Annotated in this window: 18 protein-coding genes; 9 read left to right on the top strand and 9 right to left on the bottom strand. The window is 43.7% G+C overall.

Features of this window, described 5'->3' with window-relative positions; translation table 11 throughout:
• Nucleotides 1-138: 138 nt before the first annotated feature.
• The gene (locus ACTQ9T_RS04975) at nucleotides 139-1,515 is read left to right on the top strand and encodes a DHA2 family efflux MFS transporter permease subunit (RefSeq protein WP_440464249.1); all 1,377 of its coding nucleotides are present in this window, start codon (nucleotides 139-141) and stop codon (nucleotides 1,513-1,515) included.
• Nucleotides 1,516-1,658: 143 nt separating this feature from the next.
• Here the strand turns inward: ACTQ9T_RS04975 and bfr (ACTQ9T_RS04970) are convergent, their stop codons facing one another.
• The 3 genes from bfr (ACTQ9T_RS04970) to ACTQ9T_RS04960 form a co-directional block, all read right to left on the bottom strand.
• Nucleotides 1,659-2,141, bottom strand: a complete 483-nt coding sequence (bfr, locus tag ACTQ9T_RS04970) for a bacterioferritin (RefSeq protein WP_440464248.1) — start codon at nucleotides 2,139-2,141, stop codon at nucleotides 1,659-1,661.
• 61 nt (nucleotides 2,142-2,202) lie between these two features.
• The gene (gene bfr, locus ACTQ9T_RS04965) at nucleotides 2,203-2,691 is read right to left on the bottom strand and encodes a bacterioferritin (protein WP_440464247.1); all 489 of its coding nucleotides are present in this window, start codon (nucleotides 2,689-2,691) and stop codon (nucleotides 2,203-2,205) included.
• A 405-nt stretch (nucleotides 2,692-3,096) separates the two neighbouring features.
• A complete protein-coding gene (locus tag ACTQ9T_RS04960) occupies nucleotides 3,097-3,288 on the bottom strand; it encodes a (2Fe-2S)-binding protein (RefSeq protein WP_025652034.1) in 192 nt (63 codons plus the stop codon).
• A 394-nt stretch (nucleotides 3,289-3,682) separates the two neighbouring features.
• Here ACTQ9T_RS04960 and ACTQ9T_RS04955 point away from each other — a divergent pair, with 394 nt between their 5' ends.
• The gene (locus tag ACTQ9T_RS04955; protein WP_189581943.1) at nucleotides 3,683-4,012 is read left to right on the top strand and encodes an ArsR/SmtB family transcription factor; all 330 of its coding nucleotides are present in this window, start codon (nucleotides 3,683-3,685) and stop codon (nucleotides 4,010-4,012) included.
• Between the two features lie 399 nt (nucleotides 4,013-4,411).
• Here the strand turns inward: ACTQ9T_RS04955 and ACTQ9T_RS04950 are convergent, their stop codons facing one another.
• The 5 genes from ACTQ9T_RS04950 to ACTQ9T_RS04930 all read right to left on the bottom strand — a co-directional run bounded on the left by ACTQ9T_RS04950 (nucleotide 4,412) and on the right by ACTQ9T_RS04930 (nucleotide 9,614).
• Nucleotides 4,412-5,134 (bottom strand): sulfate/molybdate ABC transporter ATP-binding protein, encoded by a 723-nt coding sequence (locus ACTQ9T_RS04950; RefSeq protein ID WP_440464246.1) that lies wholly within the window; start codon nucleotides 5,132-5,134, stop codon nucleotides 4,412-4,414.
• Nucleotides 5,135-5,244: 110 nt separating this feature from the next.
• Nucleotides 5,245-6,180 (bottom strand): sulfate ABC transporter permease subunit CysW, encoded by a 936-nt coding sequence (gene cysW, locus ACTQ9T_RS04945; protein WP_440464245.1) that lies wholly within the window; start codon nucleotides 6,178-6,180, stop codon nucleotides 5,245-5,247.
• Between the two features lies 1 nt (nucleotide 6,181).
• On the bottom strand, nucleotides 6,182-7,066 hold the full coding sequence (cysT, locus tag ACTQ9T_RS04940; RefSeq protein ID WP_010198024.1) for a sulfate ABC transporter permease subunit CysT: 885 nt from the start codon (nucleotides 7,064-7,066) through the stop codon (nucleotides 6,182-6,184).
• A gap of 181 nt (nucleotides 7,067-7,247) precedes the next feature.
• Nucleotides 7,248-8,339 carry a sulfate ABC transporter substrate-binding protein gene (locus ACTQ9T_RS04935; protein ID WP_189581936.1) on the bottom strand — a complete coding sequence of 364 codons (1,092 nt, stop codon included), beginning with the start codon at nucleotides 8,337-8,339 and terminating at the stop codon, nucleotides 7,248-7,250.
• Between the two features lie 150 nt (nucleotides 8,340-8,489).
• Nucleotides 8,490-9,614 (bottom strand): sulfate ABC transporter substrate-binding protein, encoded by a 1,125-nt coding sequence (locus ACTQ9T_RS04930; protein ID WP_440464244.1) that lies wholly within the window; start codon nucleotides 9,612-9,614, stop codon nucleotides 8,490-8,492.
• Between the two features lie 255 nt (nucleotides 9,615-9,869).
• Between ACTQ9T_RS04930 and ACTQ9T_RS04925 the strand changes: the two genes are divergently transcribed.
• Complete coding sequence (locus ACTQ9T_RS04925) at nucleotides 9,870-10,391, top strand: hypothetical protein (protein ID WP_440464243.1); 522 nt, start codon at nucleotides 9,870-9,872, stop codon at nucleotides 10,389-10,391.
• Nucleotides 10,392-10,496: 105 nt separating this feature from the next.
• Here the strand turns inward: ACTQ9T_RS04925 and sat are convergent, their stop codons facing one another.
• On the bottom strand, nucleotides 10,497-11,750 hold the full coding sequence (sat, locus tag ACTQ9T_RS04920; protein WP_440464242.1) for a sulfate adenylyltransferase: 1,254 nt from the start codon (nucleotides 11,748-11,750) through the stop codon (nucleotides 10,497-10,499).
• Nucleotides 11,751-12,024: 274 nt separating this feature from the next.
• On the opposite strand from sat, the gene ACTQ9T_RS04915 reads away from it, so the two are divergent.
• From ACTQ9T_RS04915 to ACTQ9T_RS04890, 6 genes are all read left to right on the top strand, one after another.
• On the top strand, nucleotides 12,025-13,710 hold the full coding sequence (locus tag ACTQ9T_RS04915; RefSeq protein WP_440464241.1) for a nitrite/sulfite reductase: 1,686 nt from the start codon (nucleotides 12,025-12,027) through the stop codon (nucleotides 13,708-13,710).
• Nucleotides 13,703-14,299: a DUF934 domain-containing protein gene (locus ACTQ9T_RS04910; RefSeq protein ID WP_010198042.1), complete on the top strand. Its 597-nt coding sequence runs from the start codon at nucleotides 13,703-13,705 to the stop codon at nucleotides 14,297-14,299. The genes ACTQ9T_RS04915 and ACTQ9T_RS04910 overlap by 8 nt, the downstream gene beginning before the upstream one ends.
• A gap of 85 nt (nucleotides 14,300-14,384) precedes the next feature.
• Entirely contained in the window at nucleotides 14,385-15,023 is a 639-nt protein-coding gene (locus ACTQ9T_RS04905) for a phosphoadenosine phosphosulfate reductase domain-containing protein (protein WP_010198043.1), read from the top strand.
• Between the two features lie 203 nt (nucleotides 15,024-15,226).
• Nucleotides 15,227-16,894: a uroporphyrinogen-III C-methyltransferase gene (gene cobA, locus ACTQ9T_RS04900; protein ID WP_440464240.1), complete on the top strand. Its 1,668-nt coding sequence runs from the start codon at nucleotides 15,227-15,229 to the stop codon at nucleotides 16,892-16,894.
• A gap of 168 nt (nucleotides 16,895-17,062) precedes the next feature.
• Nucleotides 17,063-18,658: an exonuclease SbcCD subunit D C-terminal domain-containing protein gene (locus ACTQ9T_RS04895; protein ID WP_440464239.1), complete on the top strand. Its 1,596-nt coding sequence runs from the start codon at nucleotides 17,063-17,065 to the stop codon at nucleotides 18,656-18,658.
• A gap of 102 nt (nucleotides 18,659-18,760) precedes the next feature.
• A complete protein-coding gene (locus ACTQ9T_RS04890; protein ID WP_440464238.1) occupies nucleotides 18,761-22,675 on the top strand; it encodes an AAA family ATPase in 3,915 nt (1,304 codons plus the stop codon).
• Nucleotides 22,676-22,762 lie beyond the last annotated feature (87 nt).

Raw genomic sequence — 22,762 nt, 5'->3', positions numbered from 1 at the left:
TTTGGTTACTTTGCTCACCTTTAACTACTTTGCCATTGTTTCTATACTACGCACAATTTAACGGTCTTTAGAGATAAAGGTAGTCGCTCACGAGCACGCTCTTTGAATACCCTAGCCTTAAGATATGGTGATGTCAGTATGGTAACGCTAACCTCCACACAAAATAAATACCTACCCTATGTGCTGGCGGTGGCGCTGTTCATGCAAATTTTAGACGCCACCATTTTGAATACCTCGCTACCACAAATGGCACAAGCACTGGGTGAGTCACCACTTAAGATGCAATGGGCCGTGATTAGCTATGCATTAACCTTAGCTGTTTTTATACCAATCAGTGGGTTTTTAGCGGACAAATATGGCACACGTCGGGTGTTTTTATCCGCGATCATCATCTTCTGTATTGGTTCATTGCTGTGCGCGGCGTCACCAACCCTAGACTTTTTAATTGGTTCACGTGTGATACAAGGCATTGGCGGTGCGATGATGACACCTGTTGCTAGGTTGATATTGGTCAAGTCATATCCTCGCAATAAGCTATTGACCGTGATGAACTTTGCGGTGATTCCAGCATTGGTAGCACCCTTGGTAGGGCCAGTACTCGGCGGTTATATCGTGCAATATGCCAGCTGGCAGTGGATATTTTTGATCAATATACCGATGGGTATTTTTGGTTTTATTATGGGCAAAAAACTGGTACCGGCTTTATTTGAAGATACTAAGCATTTAGACTGGACAGGGTTTTTATTATTTGCCGCTGCGGCTTGTGGGTTTACGCTAGCAGTAGAGTTTGGCTCACAGGCAGGACGAGAGCTTTATGGATTGTTCTGTGGTTTGGGTGCAAGCCTGCTGATAGGTGCTTATATCTGGCATGCCAAACGCCGTCAAGCGCCGTTATTCCCCTTGACCCTATTTGATATTCGTACCTTTAAGATTGGGATTACGGGTAACTTATTTACGCGCTTAGGCATTAGTGCCGTGCCGTTTCTACTACCGTTACTATTACAAGTGGTGTTTGAATACTCACCGTCGCAGGCAGGTTGGCTACTAGCGCCTATCGCGGTTGGGGCAATTGGCATCAAGCCTTGGGTGAGTAAAATTATTCAGCGTTATAGTTATCGCACGGTATTGGTCTACAATACGTTTTTTATGGGTACGCTCATCATTATGTTGGCACAGTTTAATGATGCCTCACAGTGGCTTTGGTTCATCCCTATTTTGACCGTAATGGGTGCTTGTAACTCTATGCAGTTTAGCGCAATGAACACCATTACCATCGGTGATTTAGAAGGCGTACAAACCAGTAGCGGTAACAGCTTGATGGCTGTTAATCAGCAGCTCGCGATTAGCTTTGGTATTGCCTTTGGGGCTGCGCTACTGAATCTACTACGTGAGCGGTTTGAGCTTGATACCTTGGCTGCCTTTCAAACAACGTATTGGATATTGGGAATACTAACGATTCTCTCAGGACTGTATTTCTTACGTCTCAAACCTGAAGATGGTCGCGGTTTGTATTAGGGCATGTCCTCATTTAAAAGCTGAAGACAAATGATGTCATAAACATACTCATAAATACCAGACACAAAAAAGCCAGTAGAGGTTTGAATGATATCAAACGCCTACTGGCTTTTTAATCGATGAAGGGCTTAAGCGATGAAGGACTAAGGCGCTTTGTCATCATCCATCTGTGATTGGATGTAGCGTTCTGCACCAATGCTTTCGATCAAGTCTTCTTGTGTCTCTAGCCAGTCTTGATATTCTTCATTGCCATCTTTGAGCTTCACCAATAGCTGACGAGATACATAATCACGATGTGTCTCGCACAAAGTAATCGCATCGGTAAGAATGTCGAATTTCTGTTTTTCTAAACGCAAATTGCAATCAATAATCTCTGGCACATCTTCACCCACCAGCACTTTACCCAGTTCTTGCAAGTTCGGTAAACCATCAAGTAACAAGATACGCTCGATTAAATCGTCTGACCATTTCATCTCAGCAATTGATTGATGGTATAGCGAGTCATTCAGCGCTTCGAGACCCCAATGCCGAGCAATCCGTGCGTGCAAAAAATACTGGTTAATAGCGATTAGTGATTGACCAAGCACTTTATTGAGTACACGAATAACGTCTTTATCCCCTTTCATAATATCTCTCCCTTTATCATTACCTAGTAAATTAAATGTCGTGTAACGCTATCGATAGCTATTAAACAAGATGAGGAGATACCTCAGCCATTTGACTTTGTAGGTAATTTGGTAGACCAATCATATCGATGAGACGCAACTGCTGCTCAAGCCAATGCGCATGATCTTCTTCAGTGTCTTTTAGCTGCACAACCAACATCTCGCGAGTGACGTAATCAAGTTGTTCTTCACACAGCGCAATACCGTCTTTTAGATGCTGTTGCACTTCATACTCTAGATCAAGGTCAAGCTGTAGCATTTCAGGAACGGTGCTACCAACATTGATATCGTTGACTTTCATCTTTGGCGTGCCGCCGAGCATTAGAATACGGCGAATGATAGCCTGTGCGTGTAAGGTTTCATCTTGCATCTCATGATTGATACGGTCGTATAATTTGCCGTAATGCCATTCCGCATACATCTCTGAGTGAATGAAATACTGGTCACGAGCTGCAAGCTCGCCACCTAATAGAAAATTTAAATACTCAATAACTTTTGGGCTACCTATCATCACACGCACTCCTATATTTATTCGTCTTTCAGATTACAGTAATAGTAATAATACCTGTATTGATAGCATTATCAGTAACCTGCACGGTCAAATTGAAAACAACAAAAAATCTTCTAAATCAAGATAGATATAGTAGCATATAGACGCTGTATGACTTGTAACGTTATTAACTAAGAATACGATGCTAATTGAGAATCATAATTAGCCAGCTTTTTTGAAGACGCTCAATAGATATTTGAGCAATATAGAGAAAGTTCAGTGCGGGATATAAGCATGATAATTGCCCTACCCTTCATAACAGCTAATCTAGCTATAAAGGGTAAACAGCGATAATAGAAGAGGCGGTTGTTCGAAGGTAGGATTAGTTGTCATGCGCAAGCGTAAACGGTGCTTATCTAACAATCGTTAAACGGCATAAGCTAGGACATCTAATTTAGCATGGTGTTCATCAAGATAATCGTTGACCATAGGTTCGCAGCAGCCACAGCACGTCGCAACATCAAGGGTATCTTTTAGACCGTCAAGGGTATCGATGCCAGCAGCAATAGCGGCTTTGATTTGCTTTTCTTTTACGTCGTTACAGATACATACGTACATGTGCTTGCTCCTACGATGGTTACTATATGCTTTGCTGAAGTACTTAAAAATAAATAGGTACTTAGAAATAAAGAGGTACTTAAAAATGAAGAGATATGTTTTGGACGATATAGGTTACTTGATGTTCAATACTTTATCTTGTTGGTCGTTATAATAACGATAATTATTACCATTTGCAATAGCATTGACCTATCTGTCCGTCATAAATCTACTGCTATTGAATCTTGATAAAAGCTCAATTCATGTAACTGCATACACACAAACATGTAACCGAACATTTTTAACGGTATTAAATTGACGATGAAGTGTAATTTTGCTCACTTTTTAATCGATTTTATTGATAACTGCTGTTATATTGACATCCTATTAATAAAAGCTCTCTTGGGATTACCCTATGTCTGATAATAATTTTACGATACAACCTATCGAATTGTTTAAAGTTTTATCTGATCCGACACGCTTAAAAATCTTCCAAATTTTATTCAAAAAAGAGGCACGCTGTGTAGGCGCATTGGTAGAAATATTGGATCAACCGCAGCCAACCATCTCTCGCCATTTAAACCATTTGAAAAAACTGGGTATTTTAAGCTGTGTTCGCGACGGTACGTGGATGTGGTATGAAGTAGCAGATGACCTGCCTGACTGGTGCCAAGATATCTTAGACATCACTTATGAGCAAACCTCACTCGGAGACTTAGACGGTGATATGCAAAAACTTGCGTAGTTACTATTAAGTAGTTACTACTAATAAGTGATTAGATGGTAAGCGATTAGGATAGTAGGTAATTAAAAGCTATTCATTAAGCGTTACTATCTGCTGGGTTGGCCATTGTTCTGCCCCTCAAGTTGACACTTATAAATAGCTTAATCCATAAAAAAAGACCTAATAATTTAGGTCTTTTTTTATTTGCAAATGACAGCAACTGCACAGACTGGTTGTCTTAAACATAGCTAAAACGCGATGAGATATAGTCAAAATATCCCAAAAACGCTACGATACTGCTGATATTAATTTTTTGTAGCCTCTGTCTGCATAGACACAGCAAGCAAGAAAAATTGATATCAGCATTGCATGATGTATCGATATTACTTTGCATTGACTATATGACTTAAAGAAGTCTGATTATACTAAATCTAAAAAGTCGCTGACAAAAGCGTTAGCTGGATGGTGTATCAGCTCCTCTGAAGTACCTACCTGCTCGACATGACCATGATTCATCACCACAATCTCATCAGATATTGCGCGCGCCTCTTCTTGATCATGGGTCACCATGATACTGGTAATACCAAGATCATGATGAATGTCTTTTAGCCAGGTACGCAACTCTTTACGCACCTTGGCATCAAGTGCGCCAAACGGCTCATCCAGTAGTAATAACTTTGGTTTTACCGCCAGTGCTCGTGCCAGTGCAATACGTTGGCGCTGACCGCCAGATAATTGATGTGGGTAAGCATTGGCAATCTGCGGCAACTGTACTAATTCTAGCAGCTCTGCCACCCGCTTATTGATATCAGCTTTGCTTGGGCGTTCGTTCTTTGGCAACAGCGTTAAGCCAAAGGCGATATTATCAGCGATATTTTTGTGGCGAAACAAGGCATAGTGCTGAAACATAAAGCCGATATGGCGTTTTTGAACCGGCATGTTGGTAACGTCTAAATCATCAAACAATATCTGCCCCGAATCCGCATATTCAAGCCCAGCAATAATACGTAACAGTGTCGTCTTACCGCAACCAGATGGGCCTAATAAGGTCGTCAATTTACCAGTAGGCACAGTGATATTAATATTGTCTAAGGCAGTAAAATTGCCAAAACTTTTATTAACGTTCCTAATTTCGATGCTCATAATAGTGTCTCTTATTATATCTTTTGTCTTATCGTGGCAGATTGTCTTCGATTACTGTTTTATTAGTAGCTAAATATAAGTAGCGAACTATTAACAGCTACTTGAACCATTTACAGGCTGTTATTTTCGTTCTTTGCTACGGTGGCATTGGCACTCACTGGCAGCTCAGGGGCACTTGCCAGCCGTTCAGATTTGGCAAATTTACGCTCTTGTACTTTGGTCATGACTTGTTGTATCAGTAGCGTCACTAGAGCGAGCGCAGCAAGTAAACTTGATAAGGCAAAAGCCGCGGTAAAATTATAATCATTGTAAGCAATCTCAACCAGTAGCGGCATCGTGTTTGTCTCACCGCGAATATGACCGGACACCACACTGACCGCACCAAACTCACCCATGGCGCGGGCATTGGTCAAAATCAAACCGTATAGCAGCGCCCATTTGATATTAGGCAGTGTCACATGCCAAAAAATCTGCCAGCCACTTGCGCCCAAAGTCAGTGCTGCTTGCTCCTCAGAGTCGCCCTGCGTCTGCATCAAGGGTATTAGCTCACGCGCGACAAAGGGGAACGTCACAAATAAGGTCGCCAAAATGATACCAGGAACGGCATAAATCACTTGGAAACCCATGCTCTCAAGCCAGCCACCCATGGTAGAGTTCAGCCCGAATAACAACACAAACATCAGACCTGCGACAACAGGGGATACTGAGAATGGCAAATCAAGCAAAGTGGTGACCAACTGCTTACCTTTAAACTGATAACGCGTGACCAACCATGCAATCGCGATACCCATCACCATATTAATGGGTAACACGATAGCAGCCGTAATTAATGTCAGCTTAATGGCTTGCAAGGCTTCTGGATCGACCAACGAGGCAATGTACAGCTGCCAGCCACCTTTAAATGCTTCGTAGAACACCGCAAACAATGGCACCACCAACATGATAACCATGAATAAAACAGCAATCGTGATAAAGGTACGTCTAATCCATGGGCTGTCTTTAGTCGCTGGATTACTTTGATAATCGTAGCTATTGGATATCTGCATCTTAGCGAGCTCCTACACGGCGCGACAGTTTCCACTGTACGATGTTGATGGTCAATAAAATCACAAATGAGATCAGCAGCATAAATAACGCCACGGCGGAGGCACCCTGAACATCAAACTGCTCAAGTTTACTGATAATAATGAGCGGTAAAATCTCAGACTGCATCGGAATGTTACCAGCGATAAAAATCACCGAGCCATACTCGCCAGTCGCACGAGCAAACATCATGCCTGCACCCATAAGTAAAGCGGGTAACAGCTCTGGTAAAATAACCTTACGAAAAGTGGTAAAGCGATTTGCGCCTAATACCGCAGATGCCTCTTCAAACTCAACCGATAGCTCGGCCAGTACGGGCTGTACCGCACGAACAATAAACGGAAAGCTGACCACTACTAAGGCGAGCCAAATACCAATAGGCGTAAAAGCCACCTGAATATCGAATTTATCGAACCATTGACCAATCAGACCATTAGGTGCGTAAAGAGTGGCAAGAGAGATACCGGTGACAGCGGTTGGCAGTGCAAAAGGCAAATCAACCAAAGCATTGATTAAAGATTTGCCCCAAAACTCATAACGCACCAGTACCCAAGCGACCAACGTACCAAACACCATATTAGTGAGCATCGCTAAGAACGACATCCACAAGCTTAATTTTATAGCAGCGGTCACTTGCGGCTGGGTAATGGTTTCCCAAAAGCCGGTCCAGCCCATTTGCGTTGTGGTATAAGCCATCATAGCAAACGGCAATACCACCAGTAACGATAAGCTAAAGACGGTGATACCCATGCTCAGACCAAACCCTGGCAGCACATTGCGCTGACGCAAACGGTTCAGCCACCCTTTGTTTCGCAGGGGTTTGTTGGCAGAAGATAGTGGTGCACTCATAGTAATGTCCTATTGCCTATCTGATGGTACTTATCGTAAAGACCACGTTTTATCAAATTTATTATTAGTACGCTTATGGTATAAAGGACATAGCGCGGGTGCCATGTCCTTTATATGATTGGACGTTACTTTAGAATTGCTGAGCTGGTAACGACAGTACGTTTAAAACATAGCAGATTGGCTACTGAGGGGCATTAATGGCTAACTGATCGAATACGCCGCCATCACTAAAGTAAGTGCTCATAATTTCATCCCATGACCCAAACGCATCGTTTGGACGGAAAGTTTCAACCGGTGGTAATTTGTCACCATTTTTATCAAGAACGCTTTTTACGCTAGGACGTAAGTAAAGGTCAGCAGCCAATTGCTGAGCAGGCTCGCTCCATAAGTAATCAAGATAGGCTTTTGCTGCATTAGTCGTGCCTTTCTTGTCCGTCACCGACTTAACGATCGCAACAGGGCTTTCTGATTTGATAGAGTATTTAGGATAAACGATGTCAACTTTACCCGCACCGAAATCAGTGGCGGCAAGGTTGGCTTCGTTTTCAAAGGTGACGAGTACATCACCAATACCGCGCTGAACGAAAGTCGTTGTCGCTGCACGTCCGCCATTCTCATAAACTTTCACGTTTTTAAGCATATCTTTTACGTATTTTTTCGCTGGTGCTTCTTCGTTATTAAAGGCGTGTAAACCATAACCATAAGCCCCTAAAAATGCATAGCGACCGTTACCGGTGACTTTCGGATTAGCCATCACAATCTCAAGGCCATCTTTGGTCAAATCTTCCCAATCGTTGATGCCTTTTGGATTGTCTTTACGTACCAAAAATACGATGGTGCTGGTAAATGGCACAGCATTATCTGGGAATTTGCTTTCCCAATCTGACTCAACTAACCCTTTTTTCTCAAGCAATTCAATGTCTGAGCCTTGGTTCATCGTCGCAACATCCGCTTGCAAACCATTGGCAACTGACAGTGCTTGCTTACTTGAGCCACCATGTGACTGCTTAATTAGGATAGTGTCGTTTGGGTTCTCAGCTTTATAGTGCTCAACGAACAGCGGGTTGTAGTCTTTATAAAAATCACGCGCCACATCATAAGAGACGTTCAACAGCTCGATATTCTGACCTTCTGCTGTGCCATCAGCATTGGCAGTCGTATCTGCCTGCTCACTGTTGCTACAGCCAGCAAGTCCAAGTGTCAACGCCACGCCAGCGACACTTAGAGCGCTCAGCGCTTTGTTTTTTTGTTGATAACGAGCTGCGTATGTCATAAATACCTCAGAGATGTCTGTTTTTTATGTAATGCAGGTATGCTAACAGCGCCATCTTATTATGTTTAATGATGAATATGTGTATGTTATTGCCAAAATGGAATAACTGTATTATATAGATAAAGTTATCAATTACTTAAGGGTTGCCCTCTACTCTACCCGTGCCAGCTGATCGAAACGCCCGCCATCGACGAAGAATGTGTCCATGATCTGTGCCCAAGACCCGAAAACTTCGACTGGCTCAAAAGTGTCAATATCAGGTAGGGTGTCTTTGTGCGCTGCTAATACCTGCTCATTACTAGGACGCATATACATCTGTGCCATGAGTTCTTGTGCGGGGGTATCCCATAAGCCTTTGAGATAAGCGGTTGCGGCCTCAGTTTTACCGCCTTTTTCGGTGACAGCGGTCACTACGGCAACGGGGTTTTTAATAACAATCGAGTAGCTCGGATAAACAATGTCAACTTTTCCTTTTGCGAACTGCTTCACCGCCAGATGCGCTTCGTTTTCGGTAGTGATAAGTACATCACCTAGCCCGCGTTGGGTAAAGCTGGTCGTCGCTGCTCGTGCACCATTGTCGTAAGTAACGACGTTTGCCAATAGTTTCTTGATAAAGTCATCCGTTTTGGTAGGATTTTCCACACTTTCTTTGAATTGATGCAGCCCATAGCCGTAAGCGCCCAAAAAGGCATAACGCGCGGTACCACTGGTTTTTGGATTCGGGATGACCACATCGATACCATTACGCGCCAAATCTGACCAATCTTGAATGTTTTTTGGATTGCCGTTCCGTACCAGTAGCACCATAGTGCTGGTATAAGGAACGGCATTATTCGGTAGGGCTTGTTGCCAATCGGCTGCGACCAAGCCTTTCTCCACCAACAGATTCATGTCGCTTTCTTGGTTGAAGGTCACCACATCGGCTTGCAAACCATTGGCAACCGACAAGGCTTGCTTACTTGAACCACCATGTGACTGATTGATATCGATCTTACTGTCTGGGTTTTCTTTCTGATAATTCGCACTGAATAACGCGTTATAGTCTTTGTAAAAATCGCGCGACACATCGTAAGAGACGTTCAGTAAGCTGATGTCTTTTTGCCCACTGGCAGATTCGTTTTGCGTGGCTTGCGTTGGGCTGCAACCTGCAATTAGCATCATCGCTGTCAATGCGCTGCCAATCATGAGGATGCGTGGTTGTACGCTTTTAGATAATGATGGGGCACCAGCAATACTGCCAATGCGAGATGAGATTTTATTGATATTAATTTGCATAAATGTTCTCTATAGTTTCGAGTTTCATATCTTTTAGTTTCGATGCGACCATTTTTTATTAAAATACTTATTATGGTCTCAATGGCTATTGCTCAGTGAATTTGACTTTTTGAATTTAATATTGAGTATAATGAGAGCCATGCTAGCAGCTTGTTTCATGAACGCTTAGTGACAAATTAGCTTATCGAGTGAAGCACTTGGCATAAGCAGGCAGGAGCAATACCTATCATTCACTTAACCACAAGGTGCGACCATATGATTCAATACCAACTTCGCTCAGTACTTTCTATTGCGTTATTATTTGCCAGCCCTATTCTTGTTACCGTCAGCGGTTGTAGTTATAGCAATGATAACTACGGTGATAGCAAAGTAAAAAGTACTGCTGTTATGCCGACACCTGCTGTGCAAAAAGTCGTTGGTGACTACGCCTCAGAGAGTTATGCGGCTCGCAAGCAAGGTTATGATTGGGTGGGTATTATGGTGAGACCTGACGGAGCGACAGACATTACTATAAAAGTGCGCGCCCGCAGTGATGTGAAAAAACCAACCTGTCATTTTGATGGTAAGGCGACCTTGCTGGGCCAGGATGATGCACACGGCATTATTTTTCAGACCAAGATAAATAACAGCAATGACAACAATGTATTCTTTCAATTTAAAGACGATACGCTGACCATTGATAGCCCAGATAAATATGCATTGAACTATTTTTGCTCAGGTGGCGGTACGCTAGCCGGAAACTATGAGAAGCTTTCGGGTGCTTTAGAGCTGAATTAACATTCAATGACGTTAGGCTTTACTGTAGACAATAAAAAAGGTGCCAGACGATAAGTCTGACACCTTTTTTTATGACTGATTTTATTTATCAACGATACAAATTAATTATACGGCTGATGCACCAGTGAGCTTAACCTCAGCACGTTCCTCACGAGCGATACCGGCATAATAATTGCGCAAAATTTCTAGTACTTCGGGACGGCTAAAGTTCTCTGGTACCTCTTCGTCTTCTGATAGTGCTTTACGTAGCTTAGTGCCTGACACTTTGACATGCTCAGAGGCGTCATGCGGGCAAGTCTTGTCCGATGCCATCGCATTACAAGCATTACACCAGAACGTCCAGCCAATTTTTAACGGCTGAGTGATCAGATCGTCTTTGCCAACGTGCTCAAAGATAGTCTGAGCATCAAAGGCACCATAATAATCGCCAACACCAGCATGGTCACGACCAACAATCAGATGACTACAGCCATAGTTTTGACGGAATACCGCATGTAGTAACGCTTCACGAGGTCCAGCATAACGCATGTCTAGTGGATAACCCGCTTGAATCACCGTATCTTGTCTAAAGTAGTTGTCAATCAAGGTTTTGATGGCTTCTTGACGCACGTCAGCAGGAATATCGCCTGGCTTGAGCGCACCTAACAATGAATGTATCAACACCCCATCACAAATCTCGATAGCAATCTTGGCAAGATATTCATGTGAGCGATGCATTGGGTTACGCGTCTGGAACGCTGCGACTGTTTTCCAGCCTTTTGCATCCAATATTTCGCGCGTCTCCGCAGGCGTTTTATAGATCTCTGGGTACAAGGCTGGGAATTCGCCTTCGCTCAGCACTTCTACGCTACCTGCGATGTTGACATCGCCTTGGTTTAGAACTTGCTGCACACCCGGATGCTCAGAGTCTGTCGTGGTAAATACTTGCTGGCATTCGTGTTCTTTATCAATGCTGTAGGTTTCTTCAACCGTCAAGATGCCCATCACTTCACCGTCTTCAGCGACCAACGCAACTTTATCACCTTTATTTAGGCTGTCGGCTGTGGCTGTTGGTGCAGATAAGGTAATTGGAATCGGCCAAAACAAGCCAGCATTCTCACCACTTTGCAGACGCATGTTATCAACCACACCCTGCCAGTCGGCTTGATTCATAAAGCCGTTTAGCGGGGTAAAGCCACCAATACCAAACATAATCAAATCGCCACGCTCACGAGAGCTTAAGGTAATCGTCGGTAATGTGCTGGCAAGTGCCAAGGCTTGATCACGGGCGTCGCCAGTTAACAATAATGGCTTAAGCTCACTGCTACCATGAGGAGGGACTAGTTTTGAAGCTGCTTGATTGAGGACTGAAGATGTCATATTGATTTAAAACCTTAATAAATGATTATACTTGGTAAATTGGCTTAGCAAATTGGCTTATAAATAGAATACGCATAGGCTACCTAACTTTCGTTATGAAAATTTATGCTGTGTTTGGATATGGATATGTCTTAAAGGAATTTATGTTTTTTGGCACAAGCTTATATGATGTAAAGCTGAATTATTCACATTGCGATCGGCAACAAAATCTATTACACACGCAAATCATTTTCGTCGCTGCTTTTAAGTCTAAAAACAAAATTGAGATTACGTCATGTATCAATATAACTACGCTGACCAAACCTTGGTAGAGGAACGGGTCGCCCAATTTCGCGACCAAACTGAACGGTTTTTGGCCGGTGAGCTGCCAGAAGATCAGTTTTTGCCCCTGCGTTTGCAGAATGGCCTTTATATCCAACGTTATGCGCCGATGTTGCGTATTGCTATTCCTTACGGCCTGCTAGCCAGTTACCAATTGCGTAAATTGGCAGAGATTACTCGCAAATATGATAGAGGCTATGGGCACTTTACGACCCGTACCAATATCCAGTTGAATTGGCCAAAGCTAGAGGAAGTTCCAGACATCTTGGCAGAACTGGCATCGGTACAGATGCACGCCATCCAAACGTCGGGCAACTGTATTCGTAATACCACAACTGATCCTTACGCTGGTATTCATCAAGAAGAGATTGCAGATCCACGTCCCTATTGTGAAATTATTCGTCAATGGTCAACTTTTCATCCTGAGTTTGCCTTTTTGCCGCGTAAATTTAAGATTGCTGTTATTGGTACAGCCAATGACCGCGCGGCGACGCAAGTGCATGATGTGGGACTACATTTAAAAACCAATGAGGCAGGCGAGATTGGTTTTGAAGTATTGGTTGGCGGTGGTCTTGGTCGTACACCAGTGATTGGTAAAGTGATTAACGAATTCTTACCGCGTCAGCATCTGCTCAGTTATCTAGATGCTATTTTGCGTGTTTATAACCTGCATGGTCGCCGCGATAATAAATTTAAAGCCCGTATTAAAATATTGGTGGAGAGCATGGGCGGTCCTGCCTTTGCCAAATTGGTCGATGCAGAGTGGGAAGCGCATACCAGAGATGGCGCGCTGACCTTAACAGACGAGAATTTTGCCACTGCCAGCAGTTTTTTTAGCGAGCCTGATTATGTTGCCTTCGACGCTCTGCAAGCACAGTCTGATTTGCAGCAGCAACTCAATGCCGATAAAGACTTTGCCAATTGGTACAATCAAAATACGGTCGCGCATAAAGTGTCGGGCTACCGTGCCGTTGTTATTTCGTTAAAAGCAGGGTTGGTCGACGGAAGCTATGTGCCTTCGGGCGATGTCAACGAGCAGCAAATGGATGCCCTCGCTGACTTATCAGATAAATATAGCTTTGGGGAGTTACGCGGTACTTATCAGCAAAATTTGGTGTTTGCTGACGTGCAAACCAATCATCTGTATGAGCTATGGCAACAGCTGACTGAGCTTAATTTAGCGCGTGCCAATATAAACACCTTAACAGACATGATTGTCTGCCCAGGTTGGGATTATTGCTCGCTTGCCAATGCCACGACTTACAATATCGCTGAGCAAATCGAGAAACAGTTTGATGATCTCGACTACCTTTATGACTTGGGTGAGATTCGTCTAAACATGTCCGGCTGTATGAACGCTTGTGCGCACCATCATACGGGTGATATCGGTATCCTTGGTGTCGATAAAAAAGGCGAACACTGGTATCAAATTAGTTTGGGTGGTAACTCAAGCAGTGATGCCAAAATCGGCAAGATATTGGGCAAAGCAGTGCCAGCTGATGATGTCGCTACTACTCTACAAAAGATTTTGGACGTTTATCTAGAGCTGCGTGCTAGTAATGACAATGACGTAGAACTCTTTACTGATTTGGTCGATCGCGTCGGTATCGCACCATTTAAGGAGAAGGTCTATGGGTAATCATCATGTACTAAATAGTGATGGTGTCGATATCAGTCAGACTGATACTTGGCATGCGCTTACCACCAATGAGATACCAGATGGTATCGCTCTCACAGAGATATCGCTGCTCGAGACCTTACAAAAGCAAGAGAAGCTCGACGTTGTCCTACCACTTGCAGACTTGCTGGATGCTAAAGGCACGCTCGCTGGTGGACTATTGCAGCAAGTATATGAGCTGTTGGGCGAGCATACTAGCCGTCTTGGTGTTTGGATTACCTCAGACACCGATACTGATGCGCTGGCAGGATTGACAGACTTTTTGTTAAAGCAAGATTTGATTGTGATTCATGTGCCAGCCTTTACTGATGGGCGCGGTTTTAGTTTCGCACAGACGCTACGTCAGCTCGGTTTTCAAGGCGAGATTCGTATGGCAGGCAAGTTTGGTCGTGACCAAATTGCGTATCTACTGCGCGCGGGTGCCGACACTTTTGTACTTAGCGAGCACGATATGCAGTCTATCTCTGACATCAGTCAAGCATTCAATGCGCTTGCCAGCAGTTATGATGGTCGCAACGCTGCCGACTTGCCGATGTTTTCGGGCGCTTAATATTGCTATTCAGTAGCCATTATTTACTTTTAAATATTTTGTTTATTTAACCATTTCTATATTAACAACAATTAAGGAACGCATTATGAGCCAACTACACCCAAATCTAGACCTTGACCAAGCCAACCAAGCGCTACAGGGTAAATCACCAGAAGAAATCGTAGCATGGGCATTGCAGCAAGCTAAAAACCCAATTATCACGACGAACTTCCGTCCTTATGAATCTGCTATTTTGCATTTGGTCGCCAAGCAACGTCCTGATATTACCGTATTATGGGTAGATTCTGGTTATAACACCGATGCCACTTATCGTTTTGCTAATAAAGTCATCAAAGATTTAGGTCTAAATGTCATTACGTATATCCCTAAACAAACGGCTGCCCATCGTGACGCCACTATGAATGGTATTCCGGGGATTGATAACCCACAGCATGACGAATTCACTGAACAAGTGAAGCTTGAGCCGTTTCGCCGCGCACTAGATGAGCTAAAGCCTGACGTTTGGTTCAATGCCATTCGTAAAGATCAAACCGAATTCCGCCAAGGTCTGGATGTATTAAGTCTATCAAAAGATGGCGTGCTGAAAGTAGCACCGTTGTTTGAAAAAACAGATGCAGACTTGGATGTTTATCTAGACGAGCACAAACTACCTAACGAGCATGACTACTTTGATCCAACGAAAGTAGAAGAGAGCCGTGAGTGTGGCCTGCATACTCAGCTGTAATATCGACTGATTTTAGTTAAGCAAAAGCCCTCTCATAAACGAGAGGGCTTTTTGCATTCTGTATGGCTATTCCCTTTTCAATCAAAAACCACCTTTAACATGTCAAAAACGAATATACTAATGCCAATACACTAAGTGAGACGTCGCACGCGATACCTCATAATGAGGGTATATTTTATATTGAATAAATTGCTGGTGATGCTATGAACACCTTTCCGCTATTTTTTAAATTAGAAGGCCGCAAAGTGCTGATCGTCGGTGGCGGCGATGTGGCGCTACGTAAGGCTGACTTGCTCAGCCGCGCTGGGGCTTGTATCACGATACTGGCACCAACCATTATGGCTGAGATACAAGCGTTGCTATCTGATAGCAAGCACCAACTCATCTATGAAAACTATCATAAAACCTATATGACAGGCGCGCGTGTCATTATCGCGGCGACGGATGATGAAACGCTCAATCATCAAATTCATGCCGATGCTACCGAGATTAATATTCCCGTAAACGTGGTCGATACCCCGCCTTTGTGTGATTTTATTTTCCCTGCCATCGTCGATCGCAATCCCATTGTGATAGGTATTTCTTCAAATGGTAAAGCGCCCGTGCTGGCACGTCTGTTGCGTGCGCGTCTTGAGACCTTAATACCTCAAGGCTACGGCAAACTTGCCAAGCTGGCAGGCGATTTTCGTACTGAGGTAAAAAGCAAAATCCCAACCTTGACAGGTCGTCGGCAGTTTTGGGAGCGTGCTTTTGAAGGTCAAGTCAGTGGGCTGATGTTTGCGGGTAATGAAACCCAAGCGGCCGCCCAATTAAAAGCCGACTTGGACGAGACGGCTGCCAAAATTGATAGAACCAGCAATGCAGACACTCAAATTCCACAAACAGCGATATCAGTGACGGATTCAAAAGATCAGTCACAACAACATCCTGAACATTCAGCTGCATCGTCTGAGCAAACGCCTATCGGTGAAGTCTATATCGTCGGTGCAGGCCCGGGTGATCCAGAGCTGCTTACCTTTAAAGCGCTACGTTTAATGCAGCAAGCCGATATTGTCTATTATGATGCGCTGGTATCACCGCAAGTATTGGATCTATGTCGCCGTGATGCTGATAAAGTATTTGTCGGTAAAAAACGTAGCAACCACGCCGTCGCTCAGCTTGGTATCAATGAGCTGTTGGTAAATAGTGCGAAAGAAGGTCGCCGTGTGGTACGGCTAAAAGGTGGTGATCCCTTTATCTTTGGACGTGGTGGCGAAGAGATTGAAAGCCTGCGTGCCCATGGCGTCCCGTATCAAGTCGTCCCCGGTATTACCGCTGCCAATGCTGCCGCAAGTTACGCTGGTATTCCGCTCACCCACCGTGATCACTCGCAGTCAGTACGTTTTGTCACTGGCTTCTTAAAGGCTGGCGCACCCAATAGCAACTTTAAGAGCTTTTTAAATACGGACGAAACCGTGGTATTTTATATGGGTTTGCATTCGCTGGCACGTTTGACTGAAGGCTTGATTGAGGCAGGACGCAATGCTGATACGCCAATCGCTATCATATCCAACGCCAGTATGCCAAACCAGCAGGTGTTAACAGGGACGCTAGCAACCATTGTCGCCCAACAAGAACAAGCGCAACTACCAACGCCAGCCTTACTAATCATGGGTGATGTGGTCGCGCTACATCATGATTTGGCTTGGTATAATTTACAGAATCAGCAGCACAATCAAAACGTCAGTGACACCGCAAATAATTGGTTGCGTGGCGGTACTGCTGCGACACCCAAAGAAACAAGCTTGCAGCAGCAAGCACATGCCCTATCAATGGTAGCCAATCTAGCAACGCAGCAAGAAGATGGACTCGAGAAACTGGTTATTGATTAGTGACTCTCCTCAACTAAATCGAAAACTTAATCGATAGCCGCCTAAAGGGGCTAACCAAAATAAAACCCTATCAATGATATTTGGTAGGGTTTTATTTTGGCAGCAGAGCAAACAGCAATAATTCTTGCTAGAATGAAGGCTGTCTCTTACTCATTATTAAGCTCAACTATGTCCACACTTGCCGATACCAAATCTATGCCTATTAAACCTCTCACTATACTCCATACCTCTGATTGGCATTTGGGACGACGGCTTTATGGTCGCATGCGTTATGAGGAATTTGAGGCATTTTTAAGTTGGCTTGAAGAGACGATTAGCGCGCAAAAAGTCGATGTATTAATCGTTGCTGGTGATATTTTTGACACCATGACGCCAAGTAATAGAGCCCAAGCATTGTATTTTGAGTTTTTGGGTAGAGTGTCAAAATCCTGCTGTCAGCACGTAGTGATAGTCGCGGGCAATCACGACTCCCCTACTTTTCTAGATGCACCCAGTCAAGTGCTTAAGTTTTTAAACGTTCATGTGATTGGTACGGCCTGTGACGACTTAACCGACGAAGTATTGGTTTTGAATGATGCAGATGGTACACCTCATTGTATTGTCGCCGCTGTCCCTTATTTGCGCGACCGCGATGTGCGTAGCAGTAGCGCTGGCGAGTCCACAGATAGTAAAGACGCCAATGTCATCAAAGGCATTCGCGCCCATTATGATGAAGTCGCTAGCATTGCCAAAGCTCAGCAGGCTAAATTAGCCGAAGCAAACCAGGGTCACATTCCTATCATCGCGACAGGGCATTTATTCGCGGCTGGTGGCACTACTACTGATGATGATGGCGTACGTGAGCTGTATGTGGGAAGCTTGGGCAAAATATCCGCCGATATGTTCGATGAATGCTTTGATTATGTCGCACTTGGTCACTTGCATGTGCCGCAGCGTGTCGGTGGTCGTGAGAGCATTCGCTATTCAGGCTCGCCTATCGCGATGGGTTTTGGAGAGGCTCGCCAGCAAAAACAGGTATTGCTGGTAAAATTTGGCGAAGCTTCAAAGCAGGTTACTGATGAGACTTCACCGTCAAAGGCAATTGATGAAGTTATAAGTTTTCAGGCGATAGAAACGGTAGCGCCTATCGAGAAACCCGTAGAGAAACTCTCTACAAAAGCAGCCGCTCAAGCAACTGAATTTATGGACGACTTGTTTGGCTTTGGTGACTCGGCAGACAGCGAAGCGATTACGCCAAACGCCTTTAACGACTCAATTTCTAGTCAAGTAAACGCTATACAGAGTAACCACTCTACAAATAACTCCATATTAGTCTCTAACCTACTACATCATGACGAATCACGTCAGATGCAGGTCATCTCTCTACCCATCCCAAAATTTCAAAAGTTAGCACAAGTCTCAGGTGATTTAGAATCCATTAATCAAACTATCGATAAAACCATTCAGTCTCTCGATGCAACAGAGTCCGTTTGGCTGGAAGTTATTTATACAGGTAATGAGGTGGTCAGTGAGCTGCGCGATCATATTCAATCAATGGTAGATGGCTCGTCCTGTGAGGTGTTAAAAATAAAAAATACTCATACCTATAATAAAGTCCTCAATCAACAGCAGATCTCTGAGACGCTCCAAGATTTAAATGAGCAAGAAGTATTTGAGCGTTGCTTAGTCGCTCATAGCGTCCCTGATGAGCAAAAATCAATCTTGCGTGATGCTTATGAGCAAATCGTTTATAACCTTCGTCATGAAGACACTCAGGACGAATAATAGCAGCTTATTACAGAGGCAATTAATAGCTTCTTAATTTATCATTACTGTTTCTCATCACTGCCATTTTCTCACTACTCTATATAAAAATAAGACCTGCCCATGCGACTGATTGAACTGCGACTCAAAAACCTGAACTCCCTAAAAGGCGAATGGCACATTGACTTTAGTGACCCCGCTTTTCTTAATGAGGGCATCTTTGCCATTACTGGGCAGACGGGCGCTGGCAAGACGACCATCTTGGATGCGATTTGCTTAGCACTGTATAGCCAAACGCCAAGATTGGGTGATATTACAGGCTCGACAAACGAGATCATGACTCAGGGTACAGGTGAGTGCTCGGCTGAAGTCATCATCGAGATTGACTCAACACGCTATCAATGCTCGTGGTATCAACATCGTGCTCACAAAAAAGCCAAAGGCAACTTATTGCCGATCAAGCATGAAATCAGTGAGGTCGAAACTGGCAAGATTTTAGAAGAAAAAAAATCTAAAACATCGGTCTATATCCAAGACCTTATCGGCATGGACTTTAGCCAATTTACCCGATCTATTATGCTGGCACAGGGTAGTTTTGCAGCGTTTTTAAAGTCTGATATTGGTGATAGAGCCGCCATTTTAGAGAAGATAACGGGTACAGCCATCTATGCCAAAATATCATTAAATGTGCATGAAAAGAAACGCTCTGAAGAAGAGGTGCTGAGCAATCTCCAAGCAGGCGTCAACAGCTTGTCTTTACTAAGTATCGAAGATGAACAACTGCTGATTGCAGCGTTAGAAGATCTTAATCAACAGCAAAGCACACAACGAAAAACCTTTAAAACACTAAGCGAGCAACTACAGTGGCTAGACAACGTTCAGCAGTTACAGCAAAGTCTGGCTATTTATCAAACTGAATTTTCAACAGCGCAGCAGGCACAGCAAGACTTCACTCCTGAAGCGCTGCGCTTAGACATTGCCAGCAAAGCATTGGAGATTGACAGCCAATTTCGAGAGCTGAGTCATAGCCGCGATACGGTTAAACGGCTGGGTATTGAACAACAGGAACTGCTTGATAAGCTTCCAGTACAGCAAGAAGCACTGACCCAGACTGCGACTCAGTTAGACGATGCCAACACTATTGAAAAGCAAGCCACAGAACGCCTTCAAACGACCTTGCCAGTCATTGCCAAGACGCGTGAGTTGGATGCCAATATAAAACAGTTATCACAGTCTCTAGTAGACGATAATCAACGTAAAGATGTACTAGCAAGTAATGCTCATAAATTACGTCAAGAAATCGCTAACCACAAACAAACAGAGCAAGTGACCAAAACTCAGCTTAGCACTATAGAAAAGCATTTTAACGACAACCAAGAATTAAACGACCTCGATACGGATATAGCAACCTTTGATAATAGCTGTAGTCGACTAAAAGAGCTGCTACAGGACAATGTCCACTTAACAGAAGACAGTCTTGCGCTTAACCATCAATCCAAACAACTCAAGGCTGAATGTGATCAGTTATCTGAGCGGCAATCCGCGGATAAACTGAAGGTAGTACAACAACGTGAACAATTGACCCACTTGCAACAGCAACAATCGGCACTGCTCCAAAATCAATCAATCGCTAGTATGCGTAGCGAACAAGAGCAAATCGATCACATTAGCAATCAAATTTCGCAAGCCAGCTTTAAGCTAAAGCAGTTGTCCGAGATTGTTGGCCAAATCACAAAGACCACTCTCTCGCTACCGACGCTAAATAATGAGTTAACAACATTAGAAGGTTTGCTGGCTAGCCATCAATCAGACATTCAAGATGCCAAAATCAAACGACAAGAAAAGCTGACACATTCAACCCTACTACAAAAAGTCGCTAAGCTTGAAGACTATATAACAGAACTAGAGGATGGGTTGCCCTGCCCGCTTTGCGGTGCACATGAGCACCCTTACGGCAAACAGCATCCATTATTGGACAACAATTATACCAACGACACTAGCAACCAAAATCAACCGTCTCAAATAAAGCAAACCCAGCAGCAACTGGCTGAATTAGAAACCCGCATTGAGAGTCTTGAGCAAGCTTTATCGGGCTACCGTATCGAATATGCCACAAAGCAAGAAACGCTTAACAACCAGCAGCAGCGACTAGCACCACTACAGCAGCAATCCAAAACCTTAGGCAGTGATATTCAGGGTTACATATCGTCGCTGTTAAATACCGACCATCGTTATTCTGAGTCGATTGCAGCCATTATCAAGCCATTGGCGCAAATGAGTGACGGTATTAATACCGATATTTCGGATGTTGAGCAGTGCGTATTTTTATTAGATACCGTTAAACAGCAGCTTATTGAACAAAAGCAGTCCATCAAGATGACATTGCTTCATTATGACGAGCTGACTGAGAATGCATCCACCCTCCGTACTGCTATCGAACATGACGAAAAACAGCAGCAGGCACTGATTAGCAATATCAATAACTTAACAACTGACATCACGCTTTACGCGCAGAAAATTGAAGGTATCGAAGGTAGGATTTTGGCTAACTTCTCTGAGCTGTCGCCTGCTATGACAACAATTTCATCTTTAGTGCGCAAATACCCTGTAGATAAATATAAGAATGATTTCAGTATCGATTTTGAGTCAACAGTCATTCAAGACGTACTTGGGCAACTGGATGACAGTATCGATCAGCACACTGTGCTCGATAACGCAGACTATGACCGTCATATAGATGTATTGCGTCAACAGCGTAGCGCGCTTAATCAGTTAAAACAAAAATTTAATGAGAAAAAAGACAGCCAACAGCAACTCACCAATACGTTAAGCAGCTTGGCTGCGCAGATTGAGACTAAGCAAGATCAGCTTACCAACGATGAAGTAGCTTTCGCAAAACTAACAAACTTCATTACCAATAAAACCAATGATATTGAACAACTAAACCACTCTAGAATAGAGGTTTTTTCAGATAAAAATCCAGACTACGAAGAGACGCAATTACGCAGTGCTATTGATGAGGCTAAAGTTAAGCAAGTAGTAGCACAAAGGCGGTTAGATTCGGTGCAGCAAGCATTAGAGCAATTAACGACTAGAAAGCAACAGCTAGAGATGGGGCTACAGTCTGCCACTGTCATGATGGGTAGTAAGCAACAAACCTTTACTGATTCACTCGCAGAGTCGCAGTTCGCGGATGAGTCAGAATTTATCAATGCACGCCTGCCTAAAGAAGAGCGAGAAGCCCTACACATACGCAAATTGGCTATTGATAATGCATTATATCAAGCTAAGTTACAATTGGATGTCACTCAGCAAGCGTTAGAGCAAAAGCTTGCCACCCTTATGACAGAACAAAGCCGAGATACACTTGCTGAGCAGCATCACCAGATTCAGACGGAGATTGATCAGTTAAGTCAAAAAATCGGGGCTATTGATCAAAAGCTCACAGACAATCACAACCAAAAAGGACAACAAGTAGCTCAGCTTGTTGCTATCAATGCACAGAAACAAAAGCTGCAAGTTTGGCAACAGCTCCACATTTTAATTGGTTCGGCTGACGGCAAAAAATACCGTACCTTTGCCCAAGGCTTAACGTTTGAGGTCATGATTAGCCATGCCAATAGCCAATTACAAAAGATGAGTGATCGCTATTTGCTGATTCATGACGATAACAATCCGCTTGAGCTAAATGTCATCGATAACTACCAAGGCGGTGATATTCGCAGTACTAAAAATCTATCCGGCGGTGAAGGTTTTATTATCAGCTTGGCACTCGCACTGGGACTATCGCAAATGGCCAGTCACAATATTCGCGTAGATTCGCTATTTTTGGATGAAGGTTTTGGGACACTTGATGAAGAATCACTTGATATTGCGCTAGATACCTTAACCAGCCTACAACAAGAAGGTAAATTGATCGGTATTATCTCGCATGTACAGGCATTAAAAGATCGTATTCTCACTCAAATTAAGGTTGAAAAACTTTCAGGAGGATTCAGTCAGATATCTGGTCAAGGTTGTCAGAAGGTGCTAAGTTAACGCCGTTATTAAAAAACAGCGTAACGATAAAGGCCACATATAATCAGTGAAAAGTAATATCGATATATCAGCAGTATCGTCGCATTT

Source organism: Psychrobacter sp. ASPA161_6 (assembly GCF_051970285.1).
Classification (GTDB): Bacteria; Pseudomonadota; Gammaproteobacteria; order Pseudomonadales; family Moraxellaceae; genus Psychrobacter; species Psychrobacter glaciei.
The sequence above is the reverse complement of the archived record's forward strand: the minus strand, read 5'-3'. Positions and strand labels throughout refer to the sequence as shown.

Bases quoted from the DNA above. Each gene is read 5' to 3' on its own strand.
- ACTQ9T_RS04975 (WP_440464249.1), top strand. From the start codon at position 139: ATGGTAACGCTAACCTCCACACAAAATAAATACCTACCCTATGTGCTG.
- bfr (WP_440464248.1), bottom strand. From the start codon at position 2,141: ATGAAAGGGGATAAAGACGTTATTCGTGTACTCAATAAAGTGCTTGGT.
- bfr (WP_440464247.1), bottom strand. From the start codon at position 2,691: ATGATAGGTAGCCCAAAAGTTATTGAGTATTTAAATTTTCTATTAGGT.
- ACTQ9T_RS04960 (WP_025652034.1), bottom strand. From the start codon at position 3,288: ATGTACGTATGTATCTGTAACGACGTAAAAGAAAAGCAAATCAAAGCC.
- ACTQ9T_RS04955 (WP_189581943.1), top strand. From the start codon at position 3,683: ATGTCTGATAATAATTTTACGATACAACCTATCGAATTGTTTAAAGTT.
- ACTQ9T_RS04950 (WP_440464246.1), bottom strand. From the start codon at position 5,134: ATGAGCATCGAAATTAGGAACGTTAATAAAAGTTTTGGCAATTTTACT.
- cysW (WP_440464245.1), bottom strand. From the start codon at position 6,180: ATGCAGATATCCAATAGCTACGATTATCAAAGTAATCCAGCGACTAAA.
- cysT (WP_010198024.1), bottom strand. From the start codon at position 7,066: ATGAGTGCACCACTATCTTCTGCCAACAAACCCCTGCGAAACAAAGGG.
- ACTQ9T_RS04935 (WP_189581936.1), bottom strand. From the start codon at position 8,339: ATGACATACGCAGCTCGTTATCAACAAAAAAACAAAGCGCTGAGCGCT.
- ACTQ9T_RS04930 (WP_440464244.1), bottom strand. From the start codon at position 9,614: ATGCAAATTAATATCAATAAAATCTCATCTCGCATTGGCAGTATTGCT.
- ACTQ9T_RS04925 (WP_440464243.1), top strand. From the start codon at position 9,870: ATGATTCAATACCAACTTCGCTCAGTACTTTCTATTGCGTTATTATTT.
- sat (WP_440464242.1), bottom strand. From the start codon at position 11,750: ATGACATCTTCAGTCCTCAATCAAGCAGCTTCAAAACTAGTCCCTCCT.
- ACTQ9T_RS04915 (WP_440464241.1), top strand. From the start codon at position 12,025: ATGTATCAATATAACTACGCTGACCAAACCTTGGTAGAGGAACGGGTC.
- ACTQ9T_RS04910 (WP_010198042.1), top strand. From the start codon at position 13,703: ATGGGTAATCATCATGTACTAAATAGTGATGGTGTCGATATCAGTCAG.
- ACTQ9T_RS04905 (WP_010198043.1), top strand. From the start codon at position 14,385: ATGAGCCAACTACACCCAAATCTAGACCTTGACCAAGCCAACCAAGCG.
- cobA (WP_440464240.1), top strand. From the start codon at position 15,227: ATGAACACCTTTCCGCTATTTTTTAAATTAGAAGGCCGCAAAGTGCTG.
- ACTQ9T_RS04895 (WP_440464239.1), top strand. From the start codon at position 17,063: ATGTCCACACTTGCCGATACCAAATCTATGCCTATTAAACCTCTCACT.
- ACTQ9T_RS04890 (WP_440464238.1), top strand. From the start codon at position 18,761: ATGCGACTGATTGAACTGCGACTCAAAAACCTGAACTCCCTAAAAGGC.